A 12,177-nucleotide genomic window follows, 5' to 3' on the forward strand; every position below is an offset into this window, starting at 1 on the left:
GGTGCCCGGTCGTTGGGGACGAATCAGCTATGGTCGACAATGGCCGGCATCCGCATTAGGTTGCTGCGCCTTCGGCATCGCTGGTTCGTGGGGACATATCTTGGTTCAGGTGGTTGGTACCGATATCGAGGACGTCAAGCTCATCAGGCTGCGCGTGTTCGGTGATGAGCGTGGCCGGTTCTTCGAGACCTGGAACTTGCAGAAGTTCACCGAAGCCGGGCTGCCGATGACTTTCGTCCAGGACAACCAGGCCAGCAGCGCCGCGGTCGGCACGATGCGCGGCCTGCACTATCAGATCGCGCCGCACGCCCAGGGCAAGCTGATCGGCGTGCTCCGCGGCTCGATCTACGACGTCGCGGTCGACATCCGCCGCGGCTCGCCGACCTTCGGCCGCTCGATCGGGGTGACGCTGACCGCGTCCGAGCCCTCGCGGATCTGGATCCCGGTCGGCTTCGCCCATGGCTACGTCACGCTCGAGCCCGACACCGAGGTGGTCTACAAGGTCACCGCCGGCTACGCCCCGCAGGCCGAGGGCGGCCTCCGCTGGGACGATCCGGCGCTCGGCATCGACTGGCCGATCGCGCCGGCGGAGATGACCGTCAACGACCGCGACCGCAACTGGCCGCGCCTCGCCGACGCCCCCGCCCATTTCCACCACGGTGCAGCATGACCATCTTCGTCACCGGCGGCGCCGGCTTCATCGGCTCGGCCCTGGTCCGCCAGCTCGTCGCCGACGGCGAGTCCGTCGTCACCATCGACAAGCTGACCTATGCCGGCAACCTGGAGAACCTGGCCGGGCTGGACGCGACCGGCCGGCACCGCTTCGTCCAGGCCGACATCTGCGATGTCGACGCCATGCGCGCGCTGTTCGCCGAGCACCGGCCGGACATCGTCTACCACCTGGCGGCCGAGAGCCATGTCGACCGGTCGATCGACGACCCGCTGGCCTTCGTCCGCACCAATGTCATGGGCACCGCCAGCCTGCTGGATGCGGCGCTGAAGTACTGGCGCGGCCTGCCCAAGGGCAACGGTTTCCGCTTCCTGCACGTTTCGACCGACGAGGTCTATGGCGAGCTCGACGCCACCGGCCTGTTCGCCGAGACCAGCCCGTACCAGCCGAACTCGCCCTATTCCTCCAGCAAGGCCGGTTCCGACCATCTGGCCCGGGCCTGGCACCGCACCTTCGGCCTGCCGGTGATGGTGTCGAACTGCTCGAACAACTACGGGCCCTACCAGTATCCGGAGAAGCTGATCCCGGTGGTCACCCTCAACGCGCTCGAGGGCAAGGCGCTGCCGATCTACGGCAAGGGTGAGAACATCCGCGACTGGATCCATGTCGACGACCACGCCGCCGGGCTGCGGGCGATCATCGCCAAGGGCCGGCCGGGCGAGACCTATCTGGTCGGCAGCCGGTCGGAGCGTACCAACATCGACCTGGTGCGCCAGATCTGCCGCATCCTCGACGAGCTGCAGCCGGCGGCGAAGCCCTATGAGAGCCTGATCACCTACGTCACCGATCGGCCGGGCCACGACGCCCGCTACGCCATCGACCCGACCAAGGCCGAGACCGAGCTGGGTTGGCGGCCGAAGCACAGCCTGGAGCAGGGGCTGCGCGAGACCGTCGCCTGGTACATCGCCAATCGGGATTGGTGCGCGCGGGCCGGCGAGCGCAGCCGCATCGGCCTCGGGCACGCGGCATGACGCTGGTCGTCCTCGGCGCCGGCGGTCAGGTCGGGCGCGAGCTGGCCGAGCTGGCCCGGGCGCGGGGCCTCGCCGTGCGGGCGCCGGCGCGGTCGGAGGTCGACATCACCGACGCCGCCGCGGTCGCCGCGGCCGTGCGCGGCGCCGATTTCGTCGCCAACTGCGCCGCCTACACCGCGGTCGACAAGGCCGAGACCGAACGCGACCGGGCCTTTGCCGTCAACGCGACCGGGCCCGGCGTGATCGCCCGGGCCTGTGCCGAGGCGGGCGCGGTGCTGCTGCACATCTCGACCGACTACGTCTTCCGCGGCGACGGCGACCGGCCGTGGCGCGAGGACGACCCGATCGCGCCGCTTTCGGTCTACGGCGAGAGCAAGGCCGCGGGGGAGGCGGCGGTGCGGGAAGCGCTGCCGCGCCACGTCATCCTGCGCACCGCCTGGGTGTTCGCCGGCCACGGCAACAATTTCGTGCGCACCATGCTGCGGCTCGGCGCCGAGCGGCCGGAGTTGCGCATCGTCGCCGACCAGCGCGGCGGCCCGACCGCGGCGGCCGACATCGCCGCGGCGATCCTGGCGATCCGCGAGCGCGCCCTGGCACCCGGCTTTGCCGGCTGGGGCACCTTCCACTTCGCCGGCGCCCCGGCCACGACCTGGCACGATTTCGCCGCGGCGATCTTCGCCGAGAAGGGCGGCGCCGCCCCGGCGCTGCACCCGATCGCGACCTCGGACTACCCGACCCCGGCCCGGCGGCCTTCGAACTCGGTGCTGGATTGCGGCAAGATCGGCCGGGTGTTCGGGCTGGCGCAGCCCGATTGGCGGCGTGCATTGTCTGCCGTGGTGCGAGCTCTGTAGCACCGCGCCGAAGACGGGTCTTGGGGGTAGCGCGTGGCTGACGTTCTGGTGATCGGGCGGAAGAGCTTTCTCGCCCGCAGCTTCGTCGCCGCTCATGGCCCCGATGGAATCCGCCACGCCGCCTGGGCCGATGTGGCGCGGCCCGAAACCTTCGACGGCATCGACTGCGTCGTCAGCTTCGCCATCGACCCGCGCTACCAGCGCGAGGCCTATGATCCGGCGGTCGACTGCGACCGCACAGTGGCCGAGGCGATCGGCCGGGCGCAGGGCGACGGCCGCATGCCGGCGGATGCGCATATGGTGATGGTCAGCACCCGCAAGGTCTACGGCCTGGCCGGGGACGAGCCGCTGGTCGAGACCCGCACGCCGACGCCGCAGGACGCCTATGGCCGCAACAAGCTGGTGACCGAACAACTGCTGCGGGACCGGTTCGGCCCCAACCTCACCATCCTGCGCCTGTCCAACATCTTCGGCTTCGAGGACCTGCCCGGCCGCCGCACCTTCCTCGGCCTGCTGCTGCGGTCGCTGCGCGAGGAGGGGGTGATCCGCTACGACGTCAGCCCCTTCACGCCGAAGGACTTCCTGCCGGTCGAGGCGTTCGCCGCGGCGCTGGTCAAGGTGGTTCAGGCGCGCCCTGGCGGGCTGTTCAATCTCGGCTCCGGCGTGGCGCTCGAGGTCGGCTGGCTGGCGATGTGGATCCTCGAGGGCTATGGCCGCGGCAGCCTCAGCATCATCGATCCGTCCATTCGCGATGCCTTCGCGATGGATGTGGACCGTTTCGTCGGGCGTTTCGGCCCGGTCGCCGATCGCGACGATATCCGCGCGGCCTGCCTGGCCATCGGCCGGCGTCTGGCCGCCTGAAGCGAAAGCGCCCGGCCAGGGGCCGGGCGCTTCGGGTGGATCAGGACGGATCGACCCAGAAGGTGTCAGGGCGGTAGATGCCGAAATGCGCCCCGGGGTCCCAGGAGAAGATGCCCTTCTCCGGCACGTTGTGCAGCCGGGATTTGACCACAACGGGCTGCAGTACGCCCTGCACCGTGCCGATCGAGGTCACCTCGTCGGCCTGGATCTTGACCATCTCGCGGATGATGGCGTCGCGACGGGCCGCGTCGGTGGTGCCGCGCCATTCACCGTACAGCGCCATCAGCTTCTGGCCGAACTCGACATCCGGCTTCTCGCCGGCGGCGCCGGCGGTCTGCACATACTGGCCCCATTTCGGGTATTGCAGCCAGTTCTGGTCGACCGGCGCCAGCTGCGAGGGCCCCGTCGTCGGGGTGATCAGGCCGTTGTCCCAGCCCGTCCACACCGACATCACCGTGTCGCCGGCGAAGATCCGCTGCAGGAACACGTCGCGCTGCGACTGGGCGGTGTGCAGCGCCACGCCGAGCTTGGCCCAGCTCTCGCGGACCAGCTGCAGGATGTCGGCCTCCTGGCTGCGCTCGCCGGCGCTCTCGACCACGATCTCCAGACGCTTGCCGTTCGGCATCAGCCGGGTGCCGTCGCCATCGCGCTTGGTCAGGCCGATCTCGTCCAGCAGGGCATTGGCCTTGTCGAGGTCGAGCTGGGCCCATTCCGTCGCCAGCGCCTCGTCGTAATAGGGCGATTCCGGCAGCACGGTGTTCTGGCCCGGCCGGGCCTGGCCGAAGAACACGGTCTGGTTGATCTCGTCCCGGTCGATGCCGAGCGACAGGGCGCGGCGGAAGCGGACGTCGCGGTTCAGCGTCCGCCAGTCGGGGTCGTTGCAGTTCAGGTTCGGATAGAGGGCGACCTCGGAGCCGAGCGCCGTCGGCCACAGCCGCACCTTGTAGCCGCCCTGCTGCTCCCCGGCCTTGAGGAAGCTGATGTTGTCGAAGCGCAGGCCGCGGGCCTGCAGGTCGGCCTCGCCCGTGCCGGCCTTGGCCGGGATCAGCGAGCCTTCGACGACGTTGACGATGACGCGGTCGAGATAGGGCAATTGCCGGCCCTGGCCGTCGACCCGGTGGTAATAGGGGTTGCGGACGAAGACGAAACGCTCCGCCGGCGCCTTGGTGGTGTTGACCCAGGGCTCCAGCACCGGCAGATCCGGATTGGCCGAATCGATCAGCTTGCTGCGCTGGGTGTAGAGGGCGACCCAGTTGCGGGCGCCGGCCTCCTTGACCATGGCCTCGATCGCCGCGGCGTCGGCGTATTTCTTGTGGAACTTCTTCAGGTAGTGCGCCGGCGCGAAGATGTAGAGCGGGGCCGCCCCCGCGATCGACGGCAGGAAGTCCGGGTTCGGCTTGGACCAGGAATAGCGCACGGTCTGCGCATCCGGGAACTCGACCTTCGGCATCTCGCCATCGACCAGCAGGCGTGCATCCGGGCCGTAGGGCATCAGCTCCTTGTCCAGCGACACATCCTCCCAGAAGTAGCGGAAGTCGTCGCTGGTGAACGGCTGGCCGTCGGACCATTTGTGGCCCGGGCGCAGATGCAGGGTGAACACCTTCTCGCCGTCGACATCGACCGACTGCAGGATGTCCGGATGCAGCTGGAAGTCCGGGCCGTAGCCGACCAGACGGGCGTAGCTGTAGGTGTTCATGATCCGGATGTCGCGGGCGCGACCGGCCATCCAGCTGATCTCTCCGCCCGGTTTCCCGGGCTCTTTCTTCTCCGCCGCCAGGTCGACCACCAGCGGCGCCTGCGGCACGCGCTCGGCCACCGGCGGCAGCTTGCCGGCCGCCACATCCGGCTCATACATCGGCGTCTCGACCAGCGCTGCAGCGCCGGCCGGAATGGCAACAGACAGCACGACGGCAGCCGCGGCGGCCGTGGCCAAACGAAGAATCCAGGTCATCTGCCTACCCTGTTGTGGGTTCCCACCTTGTTGCGGGTTGTGGTCGTTTCCCTCGAAGACCCGCAGTATTCGCCGCAAAAGGGCGGATTGTGAAGCGGGACATTTGGGGCAGGACGGCAGTCCGTGCCGGCCGATCGTCCGATCCCGAACCGTTCGTGCCCCCGGCGCGCCTATTCGGCCGCGCCGGCCGGATTCCGCCGCGCGACCGAGGCGCGCACCACCAGCCTGGTGGGAATCACCCGGTGGCGCGCCGGGCCGTCAAAGCCCTTCAGCCGCGATATCAGCAGTTCGGCCACCGCCGTGCCGAGTTGGTGCACCGGCTGGTCGATCACGGTGACCGGGGGGCTGGTGACGCTGGTCCAGTCGGCGTCGTGAAAGGTGATCAGCGACAGGTCGTCGGGAATCGAGCGGCCGAGCTCGCGCGCGACCTTGAAGATCTCCAGCCCGATCAGGCTGTCCGAGGCCAGGATCGCGGTCGGCGGCTCGGGCGACCGCAACAGATCCATCGCGAGCTCTCGCGTCGCCGCGCGGCCGATTGCCCCGAGCCGGACGGCCGGCAAAGGGATCCTCGCCTTGTCGCAGGCGCCGAGAAAGCCTTCGACACGGTGCCGGACCGAGGCGGTGTGGATGTCGGCGAGGTCGCGATAGGTGTGCTCCGGCGTGTCGCAGGCGGTGACATAGGCGAGGCGGCGATGGCCGTGCTCGATCAGCAGGCGGGTCGCCGCCTCGGCTGCCTCGCGGTCGTCGACCGTGACCGTGTCGACGGAGAGCTCCGGAATGGCACGGTCGAGCAGGGCCAGCGGCCGGCCGGAGCGCTGGATGTCCCGCAGATGGTCGATCTCGCGCGACCGTGACGGCGTTACGATCAGCCCGTCGACCCGCTTGGCGATCAGTGTGCGGATGGCGTCCTTCTCGGCCGCGATGTCCTCGCCGGAATTGGCCAGGATCACGGTGTAGCCGGCGGCCCGCGCCACATCACTGATGCCGCGCACGGCGGCGCTGAAGAACGGGTTCTCGATGTCCCCGACCACCACGCCGATCGCGCCCGACCGGCCCGTGGTCATGCTGCGCGCCAGCTCGTTGGGCCGGTAGTCGAGGGCCTTCGCCACCGCCAGCACCTTCTCGCGCACCGCGTCGCTGACGATGCCGTAGCCGCCCAGGACCCGCGCCGCCGTGGCCTTCGAGACGCCTGCCGCCCGGGCGACGTCGGCGACGGTGACGGACGGCTTCGCGAGCGGGGGCTGTTCCATCGGGCTGCTCTACAGGAGAGATTGACGGACGGTCAACGCGGCTCTAACAATTTCACGAAGAGACCGGTCTCATATATATAGAGACCGGTCTCTTTAGAAAAGAGAACGGTCTCAGTGACCGAAACGAGAGTCCGGCGCGATCTGGACACGGGCAGGCTGACGCAACCACGCAACGGAGGGAGATATGAGGAATTTTGCGGCGATGCTGACGATGGGCGGCCGGGCGCTGGCCGTTGCCCTTGCCTTGGGTGGCGCGATCGCCGGGTCTGCCATGGCAGAGACCAATGCCTACGGCCTGATCGACCCGACCGTGATCACGGTCGGCACCATGGGCGATGCCAAGCCCTACACCTTCACGACGGCGGACGGGCAGTTCACCGGCTTCGACATCGAGCTGTTCCTCAACGTGGCCGAGCGGATCGGCTTCAAGAAGGACCAGGTCGTCTTCACCGGCCAGGAATTCTCCGCCTTGATGCCGTCGGTCGCCAACGGCCGCTTCGACGTGGCGGTGGCGGCGATCGGCACCACCGAAGCCCGCAAGAAGACGGTCGATTTCTCCGACGGCTATCTCGCCGGCTACCTGTCGGTCCTGACCTCCGACCCGAAGGTCACCGATGCCGGCCAGCTCGCCGGCAAGCGGCTCGGCGTGGTGCAGGGCACGCTGCAGGAGATCTATGCGGCCAAGAATTTCACCTCGACCGATCTGGTGAAGTTCCCCGACAACAACTCCGCCGTCGCCGCCCTCAACAACGGCACGGTCGATGCGCATTTCCTCGATTACGAGGCGGCCAAGGACTACGCCGGCCGCTATCCCGCTCTGAAGATCGCGGTCAACATCCCCAGCTTCGACGCCCCGGCCGGCTTCGTCATCCGCAAGGGCAACGACGCGCTGCGCACGGCGCTGAACCAGGGGCTGCACGCGGCAATGCAGGACGGCACCTGGAAGACGCTGTACCAGAAGTGGTTCCCGGGCTCGCCGATGCCGGACCAGTACCTGCCCAAGAACTAGGCCGCATCCTGCCCGGCCGGCCGCGGCCGGGCAGGTCCTCCTGCCGCCGACAACCGGGATAAGACAGCTTGGACTGGATCGAAACCCTGCGCCGCAGCTTCCTCGACTGGGATGCGATGGGCGAAGTGCTGCCCATGATGATCGCGGTCGGGCTGAAGAACACGCTGATCCTGGCCTTCGCCTCGACCGTGCTCGGAGTCGCCATCGGCATGGCGCTCGCCGTCATGGGCATCTCGCGCTCGCCCTGGCTGCGCATTCCGGCGCGGATCTACACCGATGTGTTCCGCGGCCTTCCGGCGATCGTCACCATCCTGCTGATCGGGCAGGGCCTGGCCCGGGCGGGGCGGGAGCTGTTCGGGCCGTCGCCCTATCCGCTCGGCATCCTTGCCCTCGGGCTGATCGCCGGCGCCTATATCGGCGAGATCTTCCGCGCCGGCATCCAGAGCGTCGACCGCGGCCAGATGGACGCCTGCCGGGCCCTGAGCATGAGCTACGGCCAGGCGATGCGGCTGATCATCGTGCCGCAGGGCATCCGCCGGGTGCTGCCCGCGCTGGTGAACCAGTTCATCGGCAATGTGAAGGATTCCAGCCTGGTCTACTTCCTGGGCCTGCTGGCGTCGGAGCGCGAGATCTTCCGCATCGGCCAGGACCAGGCTGTGGTCACCGGCAACCTGTCGCCGCTGCTGCTGGCCGGCGTGTTCTACCTGCTGATCACCGTGCCGCTGACCCATCTGGTCAACCTGATCGACACCCGGCTGCGCGTCGGGCGCAGCCTGTCCGGCGCAGGGACCAGCGGCCTGGTCGAGGTCGGCGAGCTCAGGGGCGCCATCGCGCAGGGCGCCGAGGCGGACACCCGCTTCAATGGCGGCAGCCTGAGCGTGCGCGGCCTCAGCATGGCCTATGGCGAGCATGAGGTGCTGAAGGATGTCGACCTGTCCGTGAAGGCCGGATCGGTCACCTGCGTCATCGGCCCCTCCGGCTCCGGCAAGTCGACGCTGCTGCGCTGCCTGAACCGGCTGGTGGAGGTCAAGGGCGGGGACATCCTGCTCGACGGCGACAGCATCCTCGGCATCAGGCCGGACCGGCTGCGTCGCCGGATCGGCATGGTGTTCCAGCAGTTCAACCTGTTCCCGGACCACACCGCGCTGGAGAACGTCGCGCTGTCGCTGACCCGGATCAAGCGCCTGAAGCGGGACGCGGCCGACCGCATCGCCAAGGCGCGGCTGGCCGAGGTCGGGCTGGCCGCCCGCCAGCATCACCGCCCGTCGCGGCTGTCGGGCGGCCAGCAACAGCGGGTCGCGATCGCCCGGGCGCTGGCGATGGAGCCCGAGGTCATCCTGTTCGACGAGGTCACCAGCGCGCTCGACCCGGAGCTGGTGAAGGGCGTCCTCACCCTGATGGCCGATCTCGGCCGCCGCGGCATGACCATGGTGGTCGTCACCCACGAGATGGGCTTCGCCCGGCGGGTCGCCGACCAGGTGGTCTTCATGGATGAAGGCCGGGTGGTCGAGGCCGGGCCGCCCGAGGCGATCTTCGACCGGCCGCAGAGCGAGCGGCTCAAGCGCTTCCTGGCGGAAGTCCTCTAATCCAGGCGAAAGACCCGTGATGAAGAACAGAGTCTCGAACGTCGTCGTCATCGGCGCCGGCATCTTCGGCGTCTCCACCGCCGTCCAGCTCGCCCGGCGCGGCGTGGCCACCGTGCTGGTGAATGACGGCCCGGTCGCGAACGGCGCCTCCGGCCGCTCGCTGTCCTGGCTCAACTCGTCGCGCTGGCGGTCGGACGCCTATCACCGGCTGCGCATGGCCGGCCTCGACCGCTACCGCACCCTGGCGCACCGGCACCCGGATGCGGACTGGCTGCGATTCGACGGCGGGCTGACCTGGGACGCCGATGACGATGGCAACCGGATCGAGGCGGCGTATCGCCACGAGGTGTCGCTGGCCTATGACGCGCAGCATCTCGAGCCAGCGCAGGTGCCGGCGGTGACACCCGGCGTCGACATCTCGGCGATCACGCCGCAGGGCGCGATCTTCAATCCCGGCGAGGGCTGGGTCGACCTGCCGAGCCTGATCCGCCTCCTGGTGGCGGAGTTCCAGGACCGCGGCGGCCGGCTCGTCACCGACGCCGGGGCGGCGCGGGTGATCGTCGAAGGCGGCCGCGCCGTCGGCGTGGCGACAGCGCGGGGAGGGGAGCTTCGAGCGGATGCCGTGCTGCTCGCCACCGGCCCGTCGGTCCCGCGCATGGCCGCCGAGGCCGGGCAGAGGATTGACGACGGCACCCCGGTCTCGCTGCTGGTGACGACCAGGCCGGCCGGCGCGCCGCTGAAGGCCGTGCTGAACACGCCGCGCGTGGCGATCCGCCCCGCGCCCGGCGGCGCCTTCGCGCTCGACTCGGCGTGGTCGGAGGAAGAGGTGGAGATCCGTCCGGACGGCAGCTATGGCGTGAAGCAGGAGACCATCGACGGCCTGCTGGCGGAGGCTTCGAAGGTGCTGGAGGGCAATCCGACCCTGGAGCTCGATCGCTATGGTGTGGGCCGCAAGCCGATCCCCGGCGACGGCGACCCGGTGTTCGGCGAGCTGCAGGCCATCCCCGGCTATTTCGTCGCCTTCAGCCACAGCGGCGCCACGCTCGGGCTGATCGCCGGCGAGCTGCTGGCCTTCGAGATCGCCACCGGCGAGCGGCACCCGATGCTGGCCCCGTTCCGGCCGGAGCGCTTCCGGACCGCCGCCCGATAGGGAAGGGTTTCAGGTCCGGCACGCGCCGCGGTGCGAGATGAGGTAGCATGGGCGCAAGGGAGGCCGAGATGCCATCGAGCTTCAACGTCAATCAAGCGGCCGGCTACGAGCAGTTGATGGGGCGCTGGAGCCGGACGCTCGCGCCTCTGCTGATCGACTTCGCGGGCATCGCCGACGGCGAGCGGATCCTCGACGTCGGCTGCGGCACCGGCAGCCTGACCTTCGCGCTGCCGCAAGCCGCGGATGTGAAGGAGGTCGCCGCGATCGACTACTCGCCCGTCTTCGTCGAGGAGGCGAGGCGCCGCAACAAGGATCCGCGGATCACGGTCCAGGAAGCAGACGCCTGCGCCCTGCCGTTCCCGGATGGCGGTTTCGACCGCGCCCTGTCGCTGCTGGTTCTCCACTTCGTCAGCGACGCGGCGAAGGCGGTCGCCGAGATGTGCCGCGTGGTCCGTCCGGGTGGTGTCGTCGCCGCCGCGGTCTGGGACCATCTCGGCGGGCTGCCGGCGATGCGGATGATGTGGGACACGGTGGCCGCATCGAGCGACGCCGCGCGTGCGGCGCGCAGCCGGTACCTGTTCCAGCCGATGATGCGGCCCGATGAGATGAAGCAGTGCTTCATCGGGCAGGGGTTGGCGGAGGTGGAGCAGACGTCGCTGGCGATCCGGATGGACTACCGGTCGTTCGACGATTACTGGGAGCCGATCGCCGCCGGCGAAGGCCCATTAGGCAAGTACATATCGGCGCTCGACCCCGCCGGGCGCGCCGAGGCCGACGCCGCGGTCAGGGCCGCTTACGACGGCGGCCAGCCGGACGGGCCCCGGTCCTTCGCCGCGGTCGCCTGGGCCTGCCGCGGCATCCGTCCGGTTGTCTGAAGGACGGCCGAGCCGGTTCAATCGCTGCCCGTGCGGGATCTCACGCCGTCACCATAGGCCCGATACTGGATCGCTTTCATGGGTCGGCACCTTTTGGGATCCGCGGCTCGGGCGGGGAACCGCCGGAATTCAGTCGATCGACACGATCTTGGCCACGTCGACATTGCCCCTGATCGCGTTGGAGTAGGGGCAGATGGCGTCGGCCGCGCGGACCAGCGCGTCAGCCGTTTGCAGGCCGATGCCGCGGATCGTGACGGCGAGCGCCACCGACAGCACGAAGGCATCGGCCGGGTTCCGGCTCAGGCCGACTTCGGCGACGACCCGGATATCGTCGTCGCCGAACCGGTGCCCGGCCTGCCGAGCCACGCGCAGCAGGGCGTTCTCGAAGCAGGCGGCATAGCCGCCGGCGAACAACTGCTCCGGGTTGGTGGCGCCGCCCTTGCCGCCGAGGGGCTGGGGCAGGGCGAGCTTGAGGTCGAGCAGCCCGTCATCGCTGCGGATCCAGCCCTGGCGGCCGCCGGCCGCCGTGACCCTGGTCGAGTACAGCACGGTCATCGCTTGCGCCTCCGTCAAAGGCTGCGAAGGGTTCGGGCTCGCCGGCGCGGCCGCCCGGCGCGGCTCACTGGGTGGCAACCGTCTCAGCCGACCGAGCCGCCTGCTCGATGACGGCGGCGACCTCCTTCGGGCGGGATTCGTAGACCGAATGACTGGCGCCCTGCAGCACGGTGACGTGGCTGTGGGCGCGCTCGTAGTAGAAGCGCTCGAGGTCCGGACTGATGATCTTGTCGGCGGCCGCGACGATGCCCCAGCTCGGCTTGGTCTTCCAGGCTGCGACCGTCATCGGGGTGGAGAACACCGCCGCCGCGGTCAGAACCTGGGACTGGGCCTCGAACTTCGCCTGGTCGAGCGGCAGGTCGGCGGCGAAATGCGAGGGGAAGAGGTC

At 69.4% G+C, this 12,177-nt stretch carries 12 protein-coding genes; 8 read left to right on the forward strand and 4 right to left on the reverse strand.

Features of this window, described 5'->3' with window-relative positions; all coding sequences use genetic code 11:
• The first annotated feature begins 109 nt into the window (after positions 1-109).
• The 4 genes from rfbC to AB4Z01_RS25125 are packed head-to-tail and all read left to right on the forward strand — an operon-like array spanning position 110 to position 3,413.
• Complete coding sequence (gene rfbC / locus AB4Z01_RS25110; RefSeq protein WP_441698598.1) at positions 110-670, forward strand: dTDP-4-dehydrorhamnose 3,5-epimerase; 561 nt, start codon at positions 110-112, stop codon at positions 668-670.
• Positions 667-1,701, forward strand: coding sequence for a dTDP-glucose 4,6-dehydratase (gene rfbB, locus AB4Z01_RS25115; RefSeq protein WP_441698587.1), 1,035 nt, complete (start codon positions 667-669; stop codon positions 1,699-1,701). Before rfbC ends, rfbB begins: the two co-directional genes overlap by 4 nt.
• Positions 1,698-2,552 (forward strand): dTDP-4-dehydrorhamnose reductase, encoded by an 855-nt coding sequence (gene rfbD / locus AB4Z01_RS25120; protein WP_441698588.1) that lies wholly within the window; start codon positions 1,698-1,700, stop codon positions 2,550-2,552. The genes rfbB and rfbD overlap by 4 nt, the downstream gene beginning before the upstream one ends.
• 33 nt (positions 2,553-2,585) lie before the next feature.
• Entirely contained in the window at positions 2,586-3,413 is an 828-nt protein-coding gene (locus tag AB4Z01_RS25125) for an NAD-dependent epimerase/dehydratase family protein (RefSeq protein WP_441698589.1), read from the forward strand.
• Between the two features lie 40 nt (positions 3,414-3,453).
• Here the strand turns inward: AB4Z01_RS25125 and AB4Z01_RS25130 are convergent, their stop codons facing one another.
• Positions 3,454-5,364, reverse strand: coding sequence for an ABC transporter substrate-binding protein (locus AB4Z01_RS25130; RefSeq protein ID WP_441698590.1), 1,911 nt, complete (start codon positions 5,362-5,364; stop codon positions 3,454-3,456).
• Between the two features lie 170 nt (positions 5,365-5,534).
• Complete coding sequence (locus AB4Z01_RS25135; protein ID WP_441698591.1) at positions 5,535-6,614, reverse strand: LacI family DNA-binding transcriptional regulator; 1,080 nt, start codon at positions 6,612-6,614, stop codon at positions 5,535-5,537.
• Between the two features lie 184 nt (positions 6,615-6,798).
• On the opposite strand from AB4Z01_RS25135, the gene AB4Z01_RS25140 reads away from it, so the two are divergent.
• The 4 genes from AB4Z01_RS25140 to AB4Z01_RS25155 all read left to right on the forward strand — a co-directional run bounded on the left by AB4Z01_RS25140 (position 6,799) and on the right by AB4Z01_RS25155 (position 11,234).
• Positions 6,799-7,623 carry an ABC transporter substrate-binding protein gene (locus tag AB4Z01_RS25140; RefSeq protein ID WP_441698592.1) on the forward strand — a complete coding sequence of 275 codons (825 nt, stop codon included), beginning with the start codon at positions 6,799-6,801 and terminating at the stop codon, positions 7,621-7,623.
• A gap of 68 nt (positions 7,624-7,691) precedes the next feature.
• Entirely contained in the window at positions 7,692-9,209 is a 1,518-nt protein-coding gene (locus tag AB4Z01_RS25145; protein WP_441698593.1) for an amino acid ABC transporter permease/ATP-binding protein, read from the forward strand.
• A 19-nt stretch (positions 9,210-9,228) separates the two neighbouring features.
• Complete coding sequence (locus AB4Z01_RS25150) at positions 9,229-10,359, forward strand: NAD(P)/FAD-dependent oxidoreductase (RefSeq protein ID WP_441698599.1); 1,131 nt, start codon at positions 9,229-9,231, stop codon at positions 10,357-10,359.
• Positions 10,360-10,427: 68 nt separating this feature from the next.
• Positions 10,428-11,234 carry a class I SAM-dependent methyltransferase gene (locus tag AB4Z01_RS25155; protein ID WP_441698594.1) on the forward strand — a complete coding sequence of 269 codons (807 nt, stop codon included), beginning with the start codon at positions 10,428-10,430 and terminating at the stop codon, positions 11,232-11,234.
• Between the two features lie 129 nt (positions 11,235-11,363).
• On the opposite strand, the gene AB4Z01_RS25160 is transcribed toward AB4Z01_RS25155, so the two are convergent.
• Both AB4Z01_RS25160 and AB4Z01_RS25165 read right to left on the reverse strand, forming a co-directional pair.
• Positions 11,364-11,789, reverse strand: a complete 426-nt coding sequence (locus tag AB4Z01_RS25160; protein WP_441698595.1) for an organic hydroperoxide resistance protein — start codon at positions 11,787-11,789, stop codon at positions 11,364-11,366.
• A 64-nt stretch (positions 11,790-11,853) separates the two neighbouring features.
• On the reverse strand, positions 11,854-12,177 hold a 324-nt coding region (locus AB4Z01_RS25165; protein ID WP_441698596.1), incomplete at its 5' end, for an alpha/beta fold hydrolase.

The sequence above is a fragment of the Inquilinus sp. YAF38 genome (assembly GCF_052113205.1).
Classification (GTDB): Bacteria; Pseudomonadota; Alphaproteobacteria; order DSM-16000; family Inquilinaceae; genus Inquilinus.